This window comes from Amphibacillus marinus (assembly GCF_900110345.1).
Lineage (GTDB): Bacteria > Bacillota > Bacilli > Bacillales > Amphibacillaceae > Amphibacillus_D > Amphibacillus_D marinus.
Genome location: NZ_FODJ01000004.1, coordinates 167,417 through 188,205, shown reverse-complemented (window position 1 = coordinate 188,205; position 20,789 = coordinate 167,417). Strand labels below are relative to the sequence as shown.

General features: G+C 38.5%; 15 protein-coding genes and 1 riboswitch. Of the genes, 1 reads left to right on the top strand and 14 read right to left on the bottom strand.

Annotation, left to right across the window (positions count from 1 at the left end; translation table 11 throughout):
* Nucleotides 1–80: 80 nt before the first annotated feature.
* The 14 genes from BM000_RS07940 to BM000_RS07875 form a co-directional block, all read right to left on the bottom strand.
* The gene (locus BM000_RS07940; RefSeq protein ID WP_091496634.1) at nt 81–1,079 is read right to left on the bottom strand and encodes an acrylyl-CoA reductase family protein; all 999 of its coding nucleotides are present in this window, start codon (nt 1,077–1,079) and stop codon (nt 81–83) included.
* Between the two features lie 126 nt (nt 1,080–1,205).
* Entirely contained in the window at nt 1,206–1,703 is a 498-nt protein-coding gene (gene queF, locus BM000_RS07935; protein WP_091496632.1) for a preQ(1) synthase, read from the bottom strand.
* A 240-nt stretch (nt 1,704–1,943) separates the two neighbouring features.
* Nucleotides 1,944–1,990: riboswitch (PreQ1 riboswitch) on the bottom strand.
* Nucleotides 1,991–2,036: 46 nt separating this feature from the next.
* The gene (locus BM000_RS07930) at nt 2,037–3,239 is read right to left on the bottom strand and encodes an acetylornithine transaminase (protein ID WP_091496630.1); all 1,203 of its coding nucleotides are present in this window, start codon (nt 3,237–3,239) and stop codon (nt 2,037–2,039) included.
* Nucleotides 3,232–4,029 (bottom strand): acetylglutamate kinase, encoded by a 798-nt coding sequence (gene argB, locus BM000_RS07925; RefSeq protein ID WP_342708162.1) that lies wholly within the window; start codon nt 4,027–4,029, stop codon nt 3,232–3,234. Before argB ends, BM000_RS07930 begins: the two co-directional genes overlap by 8 nt.
* Nucleotides 4,030–4,033: 4 nt before the next feature.
* The gene (argJ, locus tag BM000_RS07920) at nt 4,034–5,260 is read right to left on the bottom strand and encodes a bifunctional ornithine acetyltransferase/N-acetylglutamate synthase (RefSeq protein WP_091496625.1); all 1,227 of its coding nucleotides are present in this window, start codon (nt 5,258–5,260) and stop codon (nt 4,034–4,036) included.
* Nucleotides 5,261–5,273: 13 nt separating this feature from the next.
* Nucleotides 5,274–6,311, bottom strand: coding sequence for an N-acetyl-gamma-glutamyl-phosphate reductase (argC, locus tag BM000_RS07915; protein WP_091496623.1), 1,038 nt, complete (start codon nt 6,309–6,311; stop codon nt 5,274–5,276).
* 679 nt (nt 6,312–6,990) lie between these two features.
* Complete coding sequence (locus BM000_RS07910) at nt 6,991–8,430, bottom strand: ABC transporter substrate-binding protein (protein WP_177178251.1); 1,440 nt, start codon at nt 8,428–8,430, stop codon at nt 6,991–6,993.
* 52 nt (nt 8,431–8,482) lie between these two features.
* Complete coding sequence (locus tag BM000_RS07905) at nt 8,483–9,484, bottom strand: carbohydrate ABC transporter permease (protein ID WP_245751607.1); 1,002 nt, start codon at nt 9,482–9,484, stop codon at nt 8,483–8,485.
* A 17-nt stretch (nt 9,485–9,501) separates the two neighbouring features.
* A complete protein-coding gene (locus tag BM000_RS07900) occupies nt 9,502–10,347 on the bottom strand; it encodes a carbohydrate ABC transporter permease (RefSeq protein ID WP_245751612.1) in 846 nt (281 codons plus the stop codon).
* 2 nt (nt 10,348–10,349) lie between these two features.
* Nucleotides 10,350–12,716, bottom strand: a complete 2,367-nt coding sequence (locus tag BM000_RS07895; RefSeq protein WP_091496617.1) for a DUF5696 domain-containing protein — start codon at nt 12,714–12,716, stop codon at nt 10,350–10,352.
* Nucleotides 12,703–14,748, bottom strand: a complete 2,046-nt coding sequence (locus BM000_RS07890; RefSeq protein ID WP_143063910.1) for a YIP1 family protein — start codon at nt 14,746–14,748, stop codon at nt 12,703–12,705. Before BM000_RS07890 ends, BM000_RS07895 begins: the two co-directional genes overlap by 14 nt.
* 6 nt (nt 14,749–14,754) lie before the next feature.
* On the bottom strand, nt 14,755–15,624 hold the full coding sequence (locus BM000_RS07885; RefSeq protein WP_091496613.1) for a carbohydrate ABC transporter permease: 870 nt from the start codon (nt 15,622–15,624) through the stop codon (nt 14,755–14,757).
* A gap of 15 nt (nt 15,625–15,639) precedes the next feature.
* Entirely contained in the window at nt 15,640–16,521 is an 882-nt protein-coding gene (locus BM000_RS07880; protein ID WP_091496611.1) for a carbohydrate ABC transporter permease, read from the bottom strand.
* A gap of 2 nt (nt 16,522–16,523) precedes the next feature.
* A complete protein-coding gene (locus BM000_RS07875) occupies nt 16,524–19,463 on the bottom strand; it encodes an extracellular solute-binding protein (protein ID WP_091496609.1) in 2,940 nt (979 codons plus the stop codon).
* Between the two features lie 300 nt (nt 19,464–19,763).
* On the opposite strand from BM000_RS07875, the gene BM000_RS07870 reads away from it, so the two are divergent.
* On the top strand, nt 19,764–20,666 hold the full coding sequence (locus BM000_RS07870; RefSeq protein ID WP_091496606.1) for an ArsR/SmtB family transcription factor: 903 nt from the start codon (nt 19,764–19,766) through the stop codon (nt 20,664–20,666).
* The last annotated feature ends 123 nt before the right edge of the window (nt 20,667–20,789 follow it).

Genomic DNA, 20,789 nt, shown 5'->3' with positions numbered 1-20,789 from the left:
CGGTAAATCATAATGTTCGGATACCCTGTTCCAATATTTAGTTATGTTCCAGCATCATTTTTAAAAATGTTTCAGCTATTTTAGATTTTAACAAGTACTCGTCCTAAAGACTGACCTTCGAGTAATGTTGGCAGATTACTACTTAACTCTTCTAAAGAAATAACCCGATTGGTAATCTGCTTAAACTGCTCATCAGACAACCGCATATCAGATCCTAAGCGTAGCCAGATTGATTTCCGCGTCTCCATTGGGCAATAAACGGAATCAATGCCAATTAAGCTAATCCCACGCAAGATAAACGGGTAAACTGAAGTTGGAATTTCAATCCCTCCAGTAAGTCCACTTGCTGCCACCACCCCGTTGTACTTTAATTTACTTAAAACAGCAGCAAGCGTTTCACCACCAACAGAATCGACAGCACCAACCCACTGTTGTTTATCAATTAGACGTACTTTTTCACCCACTACATCTTCCCGTGTCATGACAGCCGACGCACCCAACGTTGTTAGATATGAATGACTAGCTTGTTTTCCAGAGCTGGCTTCAACCTCATAACCTAGGTTTGCTAACAAGGCTGTTGCGATGCTGCCAACCCCTCCTGAAGCACCCGTAACAAGAATAGGACCTGAATTAGGTTCTATTCCCTGCTGCTGGAGCTGAGCTACAGACATTGCCGCTGTCAAACCAGCTGTTCCTAAAAGCATTGCTTGCGCTAGACTTAAGCCCTGTGGTAACGGAATGACCCACTCCGCTTTTACCCGAGCATACTCACTATAGCCACCATCGTGACTGACGCCTAATGCGTAACTTGTCACAATAACTAGATCCCCTGCTTCAAAGCGATCATCGACCGATTCTACCACTTCACCAGCCAAGTCAATCCCCGGAATAAACGGATATTGATTAACAATTGGGCTGTTAGGCATATTTGCCATGGCATCTTTGTAATTAAGGCCCGAGTATTGAACTTTAATTAACACTTCCCCTTCTGGTAAATCATTTTGGGTTAGTGTTGTTACAGCTCCAGTCACTGTGCCATTCGTTTTTTGGAGCTGATAGGCTCGAAAGGTTTTATTCACAGAGTATCACCTCTAAATTAGAATTTAATATCCCTTTTACTTTATCAAAAGCTGCTAAAGAAGGCAAAGCAGAGTAATCCGTACCATCCTTCCTCTACTAGCACAGGGCTTAAGCGGTCACTCTCATTATCGATTATCAATCTTCTCTGGGTATAAATCGTGATTCATCATTCGATGATCAGCAATTTGCTCATACTTTGTTCCTGGAACACCATAATTACAATATGGATCAATTGAGATACCACCGCGCGGTGTAAACTTACCCCATACTTCAATGTACCTTGGTTTCATTAGCTTAATTAAATCATTCATAATAATATTCATACTATCCTCATGAAAGTCGCCATGATTACGGAAACTAAACAAGTAAAGCTTTAATGATTTACTTTCAACCATTTTCTCACTAGGAATATAGCTGATGTATACAGCCCCAAAATCTGGTTGATTAGTCTTCGGGCACAATGTTGTAAACTCTGGACAGTTAAATTTAACAAAATAATCTCGATTAACATGCTTGTTATCAAACGTTTCTAGTACTTCTGGTGTATAGTCAAAACTGTAACGTGTTTCTTGATTACCTAATAGTGAGAGATCTTTCAATTCATGATCTTTTCTTCCTTGCATTGGTATTTTCCTCCTAAATATGAAAATGCAATAAAATATAGTTGGTTATAACGTGACATAAAAGAATCCTATAATTCTCCACCCTTAACACCCTCACCTATTTAAAATTATGCAGTTGGCACAACTTATTGTAAGGAGATAGAGCTGGGTATGCACTGTTATCCTCTGGACACTTTTTTTATTCTTTTTAAACAATAAAAAACCACATCCCAAAGGATATGGCTTGTTTTATCATGTCATATACCCTTAGTTTTTTATAGAGGGTTTAAGCTAAGAACCTCTCCGAATAACCGGATATATATAGTTTGTTACCGAATTATTATACTGAGCACATTAGTAGTTGTCAACTTCGTTTTTTAGAAACAATGCATTTAAAATTTTGCAAGCCTGATCAATTTCTTGTTTTGTGGTATTTAACGGAGGGAGAATTCGAATGACTTGTGGTCCAGCCACCAAAATAAGCAAACCAGCCGCCCTTGCTTTATTGACATAATCAATTGCTTTCGTTGACACCTTTATCCCGATTAAGAAGCCACTTCCCCTAATCTCTACAATATCCTCAGCTTGCTCAGCTAATACATTTAACTGTTGCCACAAATATTGTTGTTGCTTGCTAACTGATTCGAAAAAAGCAGGCTCACAAATATGGGCTAAGGTTGCCAATCCTGCTGACATTGCCAATGGGTTTCCTCCAAAGGTTGATCCATGTGAACCAGGTGTAAGTGCAGTGGAAATGTCAGCTTTGGCTAAAACCGCCCCTACTGGAAAACCAGATGCTAAGCCTTTAGCAACCGTCATAATGTCCGGTTCAAAACCATATTGTTGATAGGCAAAGAGAGAGCCTAGCCGCCCCATTCCTGTCTGAATTTCATCAACAATAATAAGCACACCATGTTGGCGACATAATGTAACAAGCTGATCGACCCATGCCTGGTCAGCAGGGATAACCCCCCCTTCACCTTGGACGAGTTCAAGCATAACAGCAATTGTTTTCGGCTGAATTAATTGAGCAAATTCTTTTTCATCATTATAGCGTGCATATCTAAAGCCCGGCATGTGAGGAGCATAGCCATCCTGTATTTTAGGCTGACCAGTAGCTGACATCGTCGCTAATGTTCTTCCATGAAAGGAATCAGTGAACGTAACTATCTCAAACTGATCCGTTTGTTTAATCTTATGAGCGTAACGTCTCGCCAATTTAATGGCACCTTCATTAGCCTCAGCACCACTATTTGCAAAAAAAACCTGATCAAAGCAGGTCTGATCTACTAAGAGCTCAGCAAGCTGATCCTGCTTTGGAATGTGATACAAATTGGAGCAATGCCAGAGCTTATTTAACTGTTCCTCGACTGCTGCTTGCACAGTAGCTGGTCGATGACCTAGATTACAGGTAGCAATACCAGCTGTATAATCTAAATATTTAGCGCCCTGATCATCCCATACAAAGCTACCTTTACCTTCCGTTAAGGTAATCGGAAACCGCGTATAAGTTGTCATAACGGCATTATTTTCCGCTACTGTTACTGAGTTAGACATGGGAGACCTCCTTCAATTTAATACGTGTACCACAACACTCCCCGTTAACAAATGCCTCTAAACTGGCAGGATTCATTCCATCAAGAATGGCGACCTCTGGCACACCCGTTTCAAGCGCATTAAGGGCCGCCTTTACCTTAGGAATCATTCCGCCGTAGATTGTTTGACTGTCAATTAGCCGGTTAATTGTCATTTGATCGGCTGAGTGAATAACTTGATCGTCAACACAAATACCAGGGATATCACTTATAAAGCAAAGCGGTGCAGACAACGCTGATGCAATGGCTGATGCAGCTGTGTCTGCATTAACATTATAGCGTTGTTGCTTAGCTCCAATTGCTAAAGGTGAAATGACCGGAACATATTCTTGTTCAAGAAGGGTTTTAAGTAAGGAAACATTAACCTGGTTAACCTGACCAACATAACCAATTTGTCTGAACTCTTTTACAGGTTCAGCTTGTAATAAATGTCCGTCTACTCCACTCATTCCAATTGCTTTAATGTCATGCTCATGCAACTGTCGGACAATACGCTTATTAATACTTCCACTCAACACCATTTCTACAACATCAAGTACCTCGTCAGTTGTCACTCTTAGTCCATCTACAAAAGTCGTTGTCACATCCATCTGCTTCAGTTGCGAAGAAATCATCGGACCACCACCATGGACTAAAATTGGTTTAATTCCATAATACTTCTGGATAACAGCAAGCTTCTGATAAAATTCGCTAGGTAGCTTATCAACAACACTTCCACCATATTTAATAATTAAGTAAGACACATTTATCATCCCTTCACGTGCGATAAGAGGCATTAATTCTGACGTATTCATAAGATAGGTCACAGCCCCAGCCAACCGTATGTCCTGGACCATTTCCTAACGATACAAGAATAAGGACTTCATCTTGCTCTAAATATTGCTTTGCCTCTGCTTCATCAAATTGGACGGGAACACCCTGGTTAACGACGGGTATGTTACCAAGCTTGACCGTAACATGCTCCGGATCAAGGATGACACCACTGTAACCAATCGCGGTAATAATTCTCCCCCAATTTGCGTCAGCACCATGGATGGCGGTTTTAACAAGATTAGAGCCTATTATTGCTTTGGCAATTTTTTCAGCACCTTCGTTCGTTGCTGTTCCATCCACTTGGACTTCGATTAACTTGGTTGCCCCTTCACCATCACGGGCAATCTCTTTAGCAAGTGTTTGAAAGACAAAGCTCAATGCCTCAAGAAAAATGGACCACTCAGGGTGGTTTTCATCTAAACGTTTATTTCCTGCCAAGCCGTTGGCCATAAGTAAAACCATATCATTTGTGCTCGTATCACCATCAACCGTAATCATATTAAAGGATTGATTAGTCAATTCTTTTAGAGCGTTATCTAGTGCACGAGGAGCAACCACTGCATCTGTGGTGATAAAGCTCAGCATTGTTGCCATATTAGGCTTAATCATCCCAGAACCTTTTGCCGCTCCACCGATCTTAATTTTCTTTTTATCAATCTCTAATTCTATAGCCAGCCCTTTTTCTTTTGTATCTGTCGTAAGGATTGCTGTTTCGAATTGATCACTTGTTTGAACCATTGGGTCAATAGCGTTAACCCCTTTGCGAATTACTGCCATCGGAAGTGGTTCCCCGATTAACCCCGTAGAGGCCACTGCTGCATGATGAGGCTTGACATTAAACCTATCAGCAATTAGCTGACGCATTTCATAAGCATCTCGTTCTCCCTGCTTGCCCGTGCATGCATTAGCAATCCCTGAGTTGACAATTAGTGTTTGTAGCTTACCATCGACAGAAAGACTGTCCTTTGTTACTTTTAAAGGTGCCGCTTGAAAGCTATTTAACGTGTAAACCCCTGCAGCATATGCAGGTACAGTAGAGAATAACCAGCCTAAGTCTAGCTTTTTCTTACGAATACCACAGTGTAGACCTCCAGCCTGATAGCCAGTAGGCGTGGCAATATCCCCATGCTGGATAATTTTTATTTGCTTTGTTAATGTTGTAAGATGCATTTAAATGACCTCCTTAAGGATAAATCGGGACGTCATTTAATCCGAGCTGTTCGTCCCATCCGTTTAAAATATTCATATTTTGAATGGCTTGGCCTGCTGCCCCTTTTACTAAATTATCAATAACCGAAACGATAATGAGTTTGTTGGTTCGTCTATCAACCTGCAAGCCGATATCACAATAATTACTACCGTAAACCTCCTTGGTCGCAGGTAACTGACCTATTGGTCGAATCCGCACAAATGTGTGCCCTTGATAGTAATCTCGATACAGCTGCTCAATTTCTTCTGCTGTTATTAATTCTTGAAGATCAGCATAAATTGTCGCCATTAGCCCTCTTGTCATTGGAATAATGTGTGGTGTGAAATTAATCTGGATTTCCTTGTTAGTCCGATCCGATAAATAACGTTCTATTTCCGGAATATGCTTATGTTGACATACATTATATGCTCTTGTGTTTTCATTCATTTCAGAAAAATGGACAGCTAGTGACATGCTGCGTCCTGCCCCAGAAACACCTGTCTTTCCATCAATTATAATACCCGTCTCCTTAATTACTTTATGCTCCAAGGCAGGAAGTAAAGCTAATAGAGTAGCCGTAGGATAACAACCTGGATTAGCAACTAGTTTGGTGGCTTTAATTTGTTGATGATACAGTTCACTTAAGCCATAAACCGCTTTAGCTAAATCGACTTTAGCTGCTGTTTTTGTACCATACCATTGTTCATATTGCTCAGGGTCAGCTAACCGAAAGTCGCCTGACAAATCAATACAAAACACACCTTTATCAACTAAAGCAGGAACATACTTGTAGCTAACACTAGACGGCGTAGCAAAAAAAACACCTTCAACCTCGTTAGCTAATTCCTCAATGCTTAATGCAGACATATGCTGGCTAACAATTTGAGTCATATGTGGATATGCCTCTTCAAAGGCTTTACCCGCCTGCGAATGCGATACAATTTTTATCTCTTTAATATTTGGATGGCGTTCTAGGAAACGAATAAGCTCTACTGCTCCATAGCCCGTTCCACCAACAATGGCAACCTTCATCTTTTTCACACCCCTAATCCGTTCTCTTTGTGATTAATTATTATACTTCATTGTGCATGTTTATACAATAGATAATTAATATTTAATTAAAAAATCAACATTTAGTGAATAAATATTCACTTTGCGCTTTTTTAAATTATTTGCTATAACAACTGGTGGGCTGACATAGATGAGAGCACAATAAAGTGTTTACAAGCACGGGTTCTTTTGGAGTTGGAAAGCGTATCTAGTGACGGTCGTAAAGACCCAATAACACTTGCTAAGTCTTTAAAACAAGGGACTTTCTGGAGGTAATGCGAGAGAATTGACACTAGAGAAATTTTAACAACGGGTTGACCACATGCTACAACAAAGAAATTCGACTATTTTTTGATGCAGAAAAGCTAATTGGTACATACTTAAATGCTCTTTAAACGTAAAACATACTAAGATTAGTGGGTAAGATCATCGACGGATCAATCTTACCCACTAATCTTAGTATGTTTATCGCTCATTTTTCGGTCGAGAGCAGATTAAAGCACACCCTAATCACGACCAATTACATTCCAAGGCAGACATGCTCTCTTTATAGCAGATCGAGAAATTACAAGAACCCCCGAACCACATAACGAGAGCATATCAATCAATTAATCATTCATTTTTCGCTTGCTATATCAGCTATTTGTTTTAAGTATTGCTTTTAGTAAAACAGTTCATTAAGGGCTTGATCATAATACTGGTTTATTAATTCAGTTAAGTCAGAAGAAATATCATAAGCATTGACCTCACCGCTAATGACAGCTGCTTCAACATCTCCATATTCTCCACCAAAGTAAACTTCGTCCAGGTAGGTTTGGAAGCCAGGCATTGCAGCACCACCTAAAGGAATTGGATATTTTGATCTCGCAAGGAATTCATCATAGTAATCTAAATCTGGTAGCAATGTTCGTAATTCTTCCCACAGATCCTCGTCTTTCACAAGTGGTAATCCATCAGGATGATTAAAGACGAGTTCACCATCCTCTCGCGTTAACGTCTGGAATGCTTCTAGCTTTGCTTCCCATCCGTCTCTTCCCCAACCAAAGAACTTCAACAACTCATATGCCTCTCTCGGATGATCTGTTGCTGCTGAAATTGAACCAAAGTCAATAAAAGCTGGTTTATTTTCTGTTTGGGCATTGTCACCTTTAGGAACGACATAAGGAACCCATTTAATTCCTTTATCAACAAATTCGTCTGTTCCAAACAGATCAACTGTCCACCAAGCATCAAATTGCATGGCAATACGGCCAGTTGAAGCTGCCCAGAGCTCTCGATCACCAAATGCCGCTTCTGCTTCATCAGTATCATAGAATGGTGCATGATTGCCATTACGGACAAATTCACCATGCTTCATTAGTGCATCATCCCACTCACCTGTCATATCATAGCTTTCGCCATCCCAACCAAACTCACCATCAGAATCGCCATTTACAATCGGCGCCATGGTAACCAGCTTAGTAAAGGTATTGTAGCCGAAAATCCCTTGTTCTGGAATGGTCATCTCTTCAATAAGGTCCAACATTTCAGAATAGGTCCAGTCTGCTGAAGGCATCGCAACGTTCTGTTGCGTAAATAAATTTTCATCTAAGAAAATGGTATACGGTAAGTATGCCGTTGGCGCTGCAAGCTTCCGGTCTCCATCAAAATACCCTTTGTCAACAATTGTATCAAGTAACTGATCTGTTTCAGGATCGGCCTCGAAGTATGAGGTAAAGTCACCTAGCCACATGTTACGAATAGGAATATCGACATTCCCCATGTACCAGAAAACGTCAGGCAAGTCACCCGTACTTGCAAGATTCGTTAAATGATCATTCCAGCCATCTTGCTCCAAGGCAACGATTTCCACTGTTATGTTTGGATACTTGGCGGTAAATTGCTCAGCTAAATAGTTTTGTAACTCATGGTTTTGCCAAGACGCATACGTTAGCGTAATTTCCTCATCAGTCATTGGTGGTAACTCAGCATGTTCGCTACCCTCTTCTGACTCCACTATCCCTGTATTTGTTTGTTCATCAGAATCATTTGACGAGCAGCCCGTAACGAACACAACCATAATTAACAAAATTGATAAGATCGGCCATACATTTTTTCTCATCATTTCTCCCCATTTCTCTTAATGGAATTTTAATAAATTTATATTACGGTGATTATTCACCGGTAATACCTGTGTTATCAACACTTTCAACAAAGTAACGCTGTAGAAAAAAGTAAGTCGCAAGTAACGGTAAAATACTAATAACAGTCCCTGCCATTTTGATTCCTTCATTAATTCTATTCGGACTCGCCTCAGTAGTTGGGTATAACGACTGATAGTTCGTTTCAAATTGTTGCAGTTGAATAAGAATAGTCGTAATATCTGTTGACGAGCTGGTTAAATAGAGCGTTGTTAAATACGTTTCATTCCAATACCAAACAAACGAAAACAAGAAAGCAACAATAAATGCAGGAACAGCCATTGGAATGGCTATTCTAAAGAAACTTACCAACTGGTTAGCGCCATCAACTTCAGCTGCTTCATACAACGATTTCGGTGTTTGCTTAAAAAACTGGTAAAAAATCAGGATAAATATTGTACTATTTAACCCTTGTCCCAGACCAGCGGGGACTGTAAAAGCGCTCAGTGAACCCGTCAAACCAAGTTCACTAAACAAGCGATAGGTTGGCATCATTAAGATTTGTGGTGGAATAATGAAGCTAAATAACATTAATCCAAACCACAGACGCTTAAGAGGAAAGTTAAACCGAGCAAAGCCATAACCTACTGTAGCAGACACAACCACTTGTAAAATCGTTGGAAACAAAGCAATTTGTATACTGCCTAATAATGCCGGTCTAATATTTAAAACAGAATAGGCTTGTTGGTAATTCTGAGTGTAAAAGCTTGATGGAATCCAATTAATAGCCATATCTAACAGATCATTTAATGACTTCATACTTGTTATAAACATATAGAGTATTGGATACAAGTAAACAAAGCCAATTCCTAATAACAGCATATATATGACAAGTTTAAGCAAGAGACCTTTCCGGTCATTAAATCCAAATAGAATATGGTGCAACTTTAAACGAACGAGATGCAACTTTTCCTTAGCATCCATTTGATCATTTCTTAACACATTCATTAGTCGTGTTGCTTGTTTTGTCGCCATCGCACACCCCTCCTTTCCTAACGCTTTTTCACTTTCTTCTCGCGAAACGCTAATAATAGAATACCTAACATAAGCACAATAATAACGGCATACATCCAAGCCATCGCTGAAGCAAAGCCATACCCGCGCGTCGCATTAAACATGTTGGCATAAATTAAATTAATAATTGGATTTTGGCCGCTATTCGCCAGCGAAACAAGCGTGTAAATCAAATTAATTAAAATTAATGGTTTAATCGTTGGCAACGTAATCTTCCAAAAACACTCCCAGCTTGACCCACCATCAATTTTAGCTGCTTCATATAAATTAGGATCAATTTTCTGTAACACAGCTAGAAAAAGTAAGATTTGCACACCGGAATACCACAGAATGGTTATAATTTCATTAAATAAATTACTCAACACACCAGCAAACCAAGTCGGAAACAATGCATTTAGAATGCTCATAATAATATCTTGGTTTAACATAGGAATTGCCGTAGCGCCCTGATCAACCAACTGACTAATGACTGGACCACTTGCCACAATAACAGGTAAAAAGAAAATGGTTCTAAATAATCCTTTAAATCTGACATCTTGATTAAGGAGCATAGCAATAACTAACGCGAAGACGACAATGACTGGCACTCGAATAAAGGTATCTAATGCAAAAGCCATTAGCTCTTGAATAAAAAACATGTCTTGTAACCACACATTAAGGAAGTTGTTAAAGCCTGCATAAACAAATTGAAGGCCATGCGGTGTGATGCGCATATCATTCATACTAAAGTAAAACGATTGGATCATTGGATAAAGCACTAAACTAAGAAAGCCAATTAGCCAAGGTAAAATAAACAAATAGCCATATAACGTTTCGCGTTTCATCTTCACCAATCATTCACCACCTTATAGGACAAGCCTTCAATCATAACTCCATCAAGACTGCCTTCGACATCACTATAATTGACGTAAATGTCTACTCCATTCTCATAACTAACTTTAGTTATTGATCCAGAACGCTGATAATCGACAATAACTGCGCCAACGACAGCTGCATGTACTTGCTCTAATTCTTCATAATAGGATGGAATCATTTCCTGATAGCGTTCATATTGCGAGCTATAAATATAAGATGCATTTGTGTTAATTAACTCGGCAGGACTTTCATGGGTAATGAGAAACGAAGGATGTAAGCCCTGTTCAATCATTTGTAAAAAGAAAGCAGCTTGATTTGCCTGAAAATTAACGTATTCCCCATACATTGGCATAACCCCTTTTAAAGTCAATGCAATAAATGGAATATCCTCGTCAACAAAAACATAATTTGATGACCGAGATGGTAAATCAATAATTGCCTCCGTTTGGTCCCACAAATAAGCAAATGGTTGCTCGAGAAGCAGGTTAAGCGATTCTGAATATTGCTCTATAATTGATCGATAATGATTTTTGGTTGATAAACGATCTAACTCCCGATTGCCTTCGCTATACGAGAATAACGTGTTGGAAATACCACTTATTAGCACATTATCAATTTCTTCATTTTGGTAATCTATTAGCACATCTGTCATGACATTAATAGTCGCTTGTGGATGCAAGTAATTGAATTCTCGATAAACCTTACCAAAAACCTCTTCGTTATAGGTACGCTTATTAAATTTCTTCATAACGCGGTGGCGACTTGTTCCTAACTCTTCCATATTAATGCGCAGTCCATCATGATAGAGAAACAAATCAATTGATTCGTCCGCTAACTCAGTTAGTAAGGTAGTTAAGCTTGTGCCGTCATCCAAGGTAGCTTCTGGATCAAATGATCGAATTGGCAAACCACCATGAAGTCCTTTATCCTGCCAGCCCTTATAGACAGACATAATGTTTGAAGCCCCTCGCCCCTTTAAGTCTGTTAAAATATCATACGCTTGTGAATAAGTTGTCATCGGCACATTACTTTTAAACAACAAGCCTTGCTCAACCTCAGCACCTAATAAATCAACCCTAAGCTTGAATTCATCTTCTTTAGATTCAATTAAGTTATTTGCTAATAAATAATCACGATATCGTTCAGCTAGACCTAAATAAGTTGCTCGTTCATTAGCAACAAATTGATAATGAACACGAATATCAAAGTCGTTTCGATTACGCTGTCTAACAACCATCGTCCCTGTATCTTGGCTTGTTGGTTGATTATACACTTGACGATAAATGAACTTTGGTGTAATCCAGTTGTACGGAAGAATGGCACCGTTCGGATATGCCTCTAATCGCGCACTAAATTGACCCTCTTCAATAATCCCTAAATAGCCTAGCTGATTATCGGTGTGAACCATCCCAAATACCGGCGCAATAATTTGCTCAGGATCATTGAAGGGATCCATGTTATTAAATAATGAGAGTACAAATGGATCGTCGATACCAGCATTCTCTCCGTAAATCATTGCCGAATACGGTTGTGAGTATTTTCCATCTTTATCATCAAGATGGATTAAAGCACCTGATCCATCGGGAATAAACATGTAACCGTCTCGATCGCCTAAGAGAGTGTGACCTAAGAACGGATAGACATAGAGACTAGCCATGCGATAACGATCGTTCTCCTCCACAATTTGATCTTGAGGAACATCTACCGTTATACCTAAATCAGTTAAAGTCACGCTTACTTTAAAGCCAATTTCAAGCTCAGGATAGTAAATATCTGCTTCAAAACCATCTGCAGTACGCGTCACCATTTTATCCGGATTTTCAGAATACATATCGGCGCGGTATACCACAATATTTGTTCCAACTAGGTACTCCATCACAATGCCTGATTGGGTGAAATTTTGCCAAGTTTCATTACTACCAATTGGCTCATCTACAGTAGAGTACATCAACGCTCCTGATTCCTTTTCTCTTAGAATAATAGATAGATTCTCCTCTTTTAAATACAACTCGTAGTTCTCATTTTCAATGAAAAATGGGTGCCCATTAATTGCATCTTGTTTAGTATCAAGTACTAAAGCCAACCCCTCTTGTTCTTCAAGTAGCTCCTCAAGCTCTTCTTCATCAAGTTCAACCTGTTCAGGCTCTTCAATTGGAGGTGCTTGCCCATCTTCACTATCCACACCAGCTTCTTGGTCAGGCTCAATATCAATCGGCGTTTGTGGCCCAGTGATTTCCATATCTTCTTGATCACCAGTCAAGAGAAAGACAGCGAACCAGCTGACCAAGCCAATGAATAGAATTAGTTTAATTAAACGCATTGGTTTAACGGTTTTCAATGCGATACACCCCCTCATTGAAGACTGATACAATAAATTGAAACATCTGTACAACTAAAATGTAAATAATAAATAAGAAAAGTATGGCAATGATCATTAAGAATAATGTCAAGAATATTATCTTGAACGTTTCACGGATGGTGTAGTCATTTATCTCTTTAATCATCAGGAAAACAAGTACAGCAATCCAGACATAAACGATTGTGTTTGCCAACCCTAATAAATACGCCTCATTATAAGTTAAGACATTGCTTATTAAAATAATAAATGGTTTAAAGAAAAAATAAGGGGCAAAGGCATAGACAAAGGCTGTAAATACATGTTTGAACTTTCCTTCACCTTCATTAATAGTCGTAATTAAATAGTTCGACCCCAGTACAAGCGCGGTTACGCCAAAGAACATGATTGAGTCCATACCTAACGTGTATTCGCCATCTCTTACATAAGTAAAGATAAATCCCGAGAAATACTTTTCCATAATAAAAAGAAGATAAATTACGAACAACCAAAAACTAGCCGACCACATACTTCCTTTTCCTTCATATTGAATACTGTAAAAGCTATTAAGTGGATGACGAATCATTTGTTTCATAAAAACAACATCTTCAAGAAAAGTTAGGTTGTAGCGTTTCTTAATCCGCTGGAGAAAGCGCAACCAAATATGATACCTCTTCTCAATTAACGTTAAGATCCTAACTACTATCGTAATGACTACTAAGCTAACAATAACGGATACTAAATTCTCTCTCAGCCAATCATTACGAATTTCCCAGAAGGCATCAGAGTATCCTTCATGGTATTTCGCCTGCCTAAAAGAGGTGAGCGCTTCTGCGTAATCCTCTTCTTTAAACAAGGCTTCACCTAAACCCAAATAGGCAAAATCAAAGAGACTATTAAGGCGAATAACTTCCTCCCACGGTTCCTTACTTGCTTGATAATCACCATTTTGATAAAGTTCTAATGATGTATGGACTAGATTAGCAAACTCAGTTGGTTGAAAAATTTGAATTTGATTACGATCTTGATCAAGGGCGTAAATACGATCATTTTGATCAACCGCTATTGATGACAGTCTACGAAATAAGCCAACCCGTTGACGACCATCATCCTGTCCACCGAAGACAAACAATAAATTTCCTTCACTGGTATATTCATAAATGAAACCGTCTTCACTTGCGACAAAGATATTATCGAGTGAACCCACCTCAACAGCGGCTGGAAAAGCGTCTGCCACACGCGTTTGAAGGATATTTTGCCCGGCGACATTTAACTTTCTAATTGCTTGTACCCGTTCACCTTGCGAAACTGAATAGACTAAGCCACGATCATCAATACTTATATTTGTTGATGTAGGAGGCACAATATCAATCATCCGGCTTAATTGTTCATCGTTAAAAATAGCCCGCCTAAATACCGTCATCGGAGTTACCGCAGTTGCATTCGGTGCAAAATAGCCTAGAAACTGTCCCGTATTCGCATTTATTTGAATAATACCATTTGAGTTACCACGCGAAATAATGTAAATGTTATCCCTTTGGTCAACAGCTACCTTTAGCGGAGTAAAATTTGCATGCTCACCAAACAAAATACTTTCTGGTCGCCCAAAAGCTTGAAGAAGATTACCTTCAATTGAATAGACATATACGTGTGCGTTTGATTCATCTGCTACATATATTTTGTCATCATGCGAGATAAACAGACCGGTTGGACGTGATAATTCTTCCTCACCGAACACGCTAACTAAATCTCCTTGCGCATTCCCGACAACAATCCGCCCATTTCCGGTATCGGCTAAATAAATTAAACCATCTGCGCCTATTTTCATATCTTGAGCTTGTGAAAAGATTTCGTCGCCGAATTTAACAATGGTTTCTGTTACCATGTATGCCGTTTGGGTTTCAACATAACGTCCATAGCCGTCTTCGGTAAAAGTTCGGTAAGCTGTATTTGCTTTAGTTATTGGAACAATGGACAAAAACAAAGTAAATCCTATTAGCAAAAGCAACGCTATTCTTTTTAGTCGTTTCATCATTAACACCTACTTCAATCCAGAATGCGCCATTGTATTCATGACCTTGCTTTGTAAAATGATAAACAGCACTAAGTTAGGTACGAACATAATAAGCGAGGCAACTGCTGCCATCCCTTGACCAACTACAACATTTGTTTGTGCTGCCAGCGTGCTCATAAAAAATGCAAGGGTTCGCATATTCTCACTCGTTGTGTAAAGTGTTGATGTTTCTAAATCATTCCATACGAGTTGAAATGCTAGGATCGCAGCAGTAGCAATTGCCGGTTTAATTAAAGGCAAGATGATTTTCCAATAAATCTTTAAATCGTTAGCGCCGTCCATTACAGCTGCTTCTATCAATGAGTCGGGAATTTGATCAATAAATTGTTTAATAAGAAACAATCCGACTGGCATTGCAATTAACGGTAAAATATGGGCCAAAAACGTATCTTCAATACCTATTAATGATACCGTTAAAAACCTTGGAATCATAACAGCGATTGGCACGAACATTAAAGCCGTGTTATTCATTTCAAGTAACAATTTCTTCCCTTTAAACTGTTTTTTGGATAATGCATAACCCGCTAAGGTAGACAAGGCAATAGACAGGATAACAACCAAAACGGTAACAAATATACTGTTAAACAAATAGCGACTTAGAGGGATACCCGATGATTCAGCTAATTGAAACAGGTTACGAAAATTCTCTGTTGTTGGTTGCTGAACAAAGAATCTTGGCGGAAAAGCATAAAGCTCATCAAGTGGCTTAAATGCATGATTGACAATAAAAACAATCGGAAGCGCCATAAATATGGAAAATGGCACTAAAAATATATAAAATTTTAGCTGGCTACGGTGAAACCGCTTAGGATTTATACCGCTACTTTTGAAAGCCATCTCATCATTCCTTTCTTAAGTTTCACTAAACAATTTTTTAGAAATATAGGCAAACAGGTAAATAATGAGCAATAAAATAACAGATAAGGCAGCAGCATAGCCCATTTCAAAACGGATAAAGCCGTAATCTTCAATGTGATTAACCATTAATTGACCGGCATAAGACGGCGTTGGATTAGCTCCTGTTAATTGGACACCAACAGCACCTGAAGAGAAAGTACCTACAATAGCCATAACTGCGCCAAAAAGCATTTGCGGTCTCATCGATGGAATGGTGATGTAGATGAGTTCCTGAAAACGATTTTTAACCCCATCAATAGCACCAGCTTCATACAATGACTCATCAATATTTAGTACACCTGACATCATTGCGAGAAACCCTACCCCCATGCTACTCCAGAGCGCGACAACAATCATAATAAGTAAGATATAGCGTGTATCCTGAAGCCAGATGATTGGCTCCGTAATAACACCCATATTCATTAAAATATTGTTGGCATAGCCTAACTGATTACCACTGAAAATAACGCGCCAAACTACTGCCATAGCAATACCAGCTGTCATTGATGGCGAATAGAAGATCAAAGCGAAAATTGTTCGTGGTATGCGGGTAAGTTGGGCAAGTATCCAAGCCAGAATAAACGATAAAATATAACCCCCCGGCCCAACAATAACAGCAAATAAAATAGTATTTGGTAGAACATATTGCATAAAAATTTCATCTTGTGTTATTAAATTAATGTAATTCAGAAAGCCGATAAAATCTGGCGCTTCAATTGTGTTAAAATTAGTAAATGATAGAAAAATCGCCATTAAAACAGGTACAATGATAAATAGTGTAAATAGTGAAAGATACGGCAATAGAAAAAGATATGGATTTTTCTTGTTTCCCTTCATACTTAATCCTCCCATAGCTCTTCAATACGTAATTCTGGATTCAGATAAGGATCAATTACCTGACCGTTTTCCATAAACCCAAATTCTTCAAGCTTACGCACCGTTTCTCGATTAATACGCTTACTTGCCAAGTCAATAGCTGTTCGTAAATTATCGCCATCCAGCACAACTGCATTATAAGCATTACTCAACTCTCGTTCTAATAAGTAACTACCAGGTACACGAGGAACTTCCGCAATCCACTCAGCTTGTTCTAACACAACATTTTTATGGCTACTTGCCCATGGTAAATCTGCATAAGCAGATAAATTGGCGGTATTCCACATGTATTCTGGTCCATAAGTGGTCTGCAAGGTATTTCCAAAGGCTACCTGAACTTCAGTTGATGACCACCACTTTAGAAAAGCCCATGCTTCTTCAGAATTTGCTGTGTCTTCAAAAATCATATTGCTTTCTGCTCCCCCGGTTGACCATCGTTCAATTTCACCTGTCTCATTTTCAATTCCTGGTACTAACGCAATATCCCAAACGTTAGCAATCTCTGGTGCTGCATTAAGAATTAAATTGTACATATAGTAATCTGATATTCCAATTGGAATAGATCCATCCCTAAACTGTTGATAAAAACTCGGCACATCATAAGGAACATTGTAAATGGTAAAAAGATCAGTAAGCAAACGCATACCTTCGATTGCCTCATTTTCATTTAAACGTGTTCGATGAATCGTTTCCCCATAAAGCTGACCACCACTCTGATAGATAAGCGGCATCGTTCCGGCAAATATTTTCATTCCCGGCATACCAGCTGTAGGATAGAAAAAGTTCATGCCACGTCGCTGAAGTTCTGGCAAATAAGATCGTACTTCTTCAATAGTATCTGGAATTGCTAAATCCAGCTCTGCTAGGATATCTTCTCGGTAAAACATAACCCAAAAATTCATTGTATCTGGTAATGCATAAATACTATTACCAATCATGGCCGGCACAAGCATGCCAGGTGCAAAATCACGAGATACTTCGTGAAAATCGGCAAACTCAGTCAGATCTTTTAATGCTCCCCTAATACCAACTTCAAAAGGAAGTGCATAATTAACACCCAGCGCAACATCAGGTGCTTCTCCAGCTGCGTTAGCTAAAATTAGTTTGTTTTGGTCAGGCATAAGTGATAAGTCAACTTCAATACCCGTTTCTGCTGTAAAACTTTCATCGATTAAACGTTGCATAATCTCAACATATTGTCTCGGGCGATTAACCCATACTTGCAGGTGGTCTGAATTAACCTGACTCACCTGATAATCTTGCTCGCCAAATGTATAGAAAAATCGCTCAACATTTGCCCATATTCTAGTCAAAAAGCTTGGTTGTACAGGAATATCAGCTGCATCTTGATAGAGATAAAATTGATCTATACCAATACCATTGTTATTCATATCCTGAAGCAAATTACTTAAATAGGCTGTTACTGAGTTAGCACCTGTTGATAATTCCGCTTTCCGACGAGCAAGCTTCTCCACTTGATCAGCTAAACTTCTAAGCTGTTGCTCAGCAATCGTTAAACCGGAGAAAGCACCAATTTCATTCCGATTAGGATTAAATGCTTTTACACTCTCATATAAATTTGCTAATTCATCAGCCCATTTCATTAACCGTTCGGTCACTCCAGGTATATAAACCTCAACGTTAATATCTCGGTGCCGATCAACTTCTGGTCCAACTAAATTGGTTAATTCCAATGAGAGTGATTGAATTTCTTGAATTAGCTGTTCAACACGTTCTAGCGTTGCTTTAATGGGTTCAAGCGTAATTTGATAGCTAACTGTATTTAATCCAGCTTCAAGATAAATAGGTATCGCTTTACCCGCATGATCACTCAACGTATGATGCGTGTACTGCGACGCATAAGAAAACGGATAATCACGTAAAGCTTGCACGGGTATTACATCATTTATCTCAATATTCATAAAAACTGGGAAGTCGACTTTGGCATTCTGTTGATAATGTAAACCAAGATAATAATAACCAGATTCGGGAACTTCTATTTGATAGTAAATCTTATCACCTGCAGATTTAAAAGCACCCGGATCAATATGATTTAACACACGCTTACTTCGACTACTTGGTGATAAATTAACGTTAAAGGATGCATTTGCTCTAATTGACGAATCGTTTCGTTTTAATAATTCACTCGCAGCCTCAACTTCAATATAATGATCGCCTGAAACCTGCACATCTTCATGGTCGGGCAATTCTATTCTAGGAGCCAATTCAATTGTACGTATAAGTAAATTGCCTTCTGTGATTTTTAAACTCACTTCATTTTCACCTTGATCAAGCTTAATAAGAAATGGTAGACTATCGCGATAGCTTGAATCAATAACATATTTCTGTTGCCAGTCTTCTATTTTAATTGGTTGAGGAATAATCTCATTGCCATACTTATCAACCTGGACCGTTTCAGGATTTTTCCAAGCATTTTCAAAAACAATATTACGCATCTCATAGAAAGGGAAGGTACCATTAACTTTCATCTCAAGCTGGGTTGGCAGTACACTAAATCCGTCAATTTGATAGGTAAAGCCTAGATGATAATAGGCTGTTTCTGGGGCATTAATAACGAACGTTGTCGTTTCAGCCTGGTCAGCTTTAATAACTTCGATCCCTTGAAACGTCATGACACGACTAGCTTCTACTTCACCCATTTGATCATAAACAATTACCTGCCCATCGTAGTAAGGCGCTTCAAGCTCATCTACATAATTGCTATAACGATTCGCTTGTTGAACATTACTTTTGTTCATTTCATTTAATTCGGTAAGATTAGTTTCAGCCTGTTCATCTGCCTCTTCTGTAGTTGCCGTAACTTCAATATGTCCTAACGGTATACTAGCTAGATAAAAAAACACTGTCATTACTATTAATTGAACATTGCATTTGCAAAGCACATTCCTCACCCCTGATATATCATGATCTACGTTCTAACTTTAAATTTGAACAGCTAAGTTAACGCTCTATTTACATATAAATATATACGTATATGTAAGCGTTGTCAATAACACTATTGTAAATCACTTAGTTTTTTTTGCTTTCAATTAATGTTTTTGTTAAGATTAAAAGAGGGATTTTAGATCAATAAACAGTTTGATTAATCTTTTTATTAATCAAACTGGATAACATGTGGTCTTTACAAACTAAACCACAGTTTTTTATTTTTATTAATTTACAAATAGAAAGGAACGCGGCGCATGCAACTCTATATTGATGATCATTCATTACCCGTTTTTAACGCTTTAGCAAGTCCTGTTCGCTTAAAAATTATTCAATTACTATCTGATCAGCAATTAAACTTAAAGGAACTGTCTGAAGCGCTACAAATTAGTAGTCCCATTGTTAAAAAGCATGTTGAAAAGCTTGAAATAGCAGGAATCATTCGAACAGAGAAGGTACCTGGTAAATCTGGTATTCAAAGACTATCTATTTTAAAAGTAGATCATATTGAAATTAATTTTCCTAAGAAGATTCAACAATCTTATCTAATCTATGAGACCTCTGTTCCAATCGGTCATTATACTAATTTCTCTGTTCAGCCATCCTGTGGACTTGCATCAGATAAGGATTTTATTGGTCCTGTCGATCAATCCAAGTATTTTTTAGCACCTGAACGTGTGACAGCAGGAATTTTATGGTTTACGCAAGGTTATATTGAATACAAGTTGCCAAATTACCTTGAAGCAGATGATCAGTTAAAGCAAATCGATATTAGTTTTGAAATATCCTCTGAGTTTCCTTTTTCGAACTCAGTTTGGCCTTCCGATATAACATTTAGCTTAAATAATATTGAACTTGGCACATGGCAAAGCCCTGGTGATTTTGCCGACACGCGTGGTAGTCTCACGCCTGAGTGGTGGCCCAACAATATTAATCAATACGGCCTATTAAAAACATTACGCATCACTACGCATGGCACGTATATGGATGGAGATAAGCTTTCGAATGTAACAATTGACGATATGGATGCAAATACAGATGGTTGGACAATTCGAATAGAGGTTAAAAAAGATGCTGAGCACGTTGGAGGCGTAACCCTTTTCGGAGATAAATTTGGAAATCATAAACAAGACATCGTGTTTAAAAGCTATTACATATAAACTGTTTTGTTGAATTCTAAACGAGTATACGCTAAGTACAGATATTGATTTTACAATCTTTTACCTATCCTAAAAATAGATAAGCACCTATTATTTATCATATACTCGTTGTTTTAATTAAAA

Excerpts from the sequence above, each read along its gene's own strand:
- queF (WP_091496632.1), bottom strand. The coding sequence starts at position 1,703 with ATGCAAGGAAGAAAAGATCATGAATTGAAAGATCTCTCACTATTAGGT.
- BM000_RS07930 (WP_091496630.1), bottom strand. The coding sequence starts at position 3,239 with ATGTCTAACTCAGTAACAGTAGCGGAAAATAATGCCGTTATGACAACT.
- argB (WP_342708162.1), bottom strand. The coding sequence starts at position 4,029 with ATGATAAATGTGTCTTACTTAATTATTAAATATGGTGGAAGTGTTGTT.
- argJ (WP_091496625.1), bottom strand. The coding sequence starts at position 5,260 with ATGCATCTTACAACATTAACAAAGCAAATAAAAATTATCCAGCATGGG.
- argC (WP_091496623.1), bottom strand. The coding sequence starts at position 6,311 with ATGAAGGTTGCCATTGTTGGTGGAACGGGCTATGGAGCAGTAGAGCTT.
- BM000_RS07910 (WP_177178251.1), bottom strand. The coding sequence starts at position 8,430 with ATGAGAAAAAATGTATGGCCGATCTTATCAATTTTGTTAATTATGGTT.
- BM000_RS07905 (WP_245751607.1), bottom strand. The coding sequence starts at position 9,484 with ATGGCGACAAAACAAGCAACACGACTAATGAATGTGTTAAGAAATGAT.
- BM000_RS07900 (WP_245751612.1), bottom strand. The coding sequence starts at position 10,347 with ATGAAACGCGAAACGTTATATGGCTATTTGTTTATTTTACCTTGGCTA.
- BM000_RS07890 (WP_143063910.1), bottom strand. The coding sequence starts at position 14,748 with ATGATGAAACGACTAAAAAGAATAGCGTTGCTTTTGCTAATAGGATTT.
- BM000_RS07885 (WP_091496613.1), bottom strand. The coding sequence starts at position 15,624 with ATGGCTTTCAAAAGTAGCGGTATAAATCCTAAGCGGTTTCACCGTAGC.
- BM000_RS07880 (WP_091496611.1), bottom strand. The coding sequence starts at position 16,521 with ATGAAGGGAAACAAGAAAAATCCATATCTTTTTCTATTGCCGTATCTT.
- BM000_RS07870 (WP_091496606.1), top strand. The coding sequence starts at position 19,764 with ATGCAACTCTATATTGATGATCATTCATTACCCGTTTTTAACGCTTTA.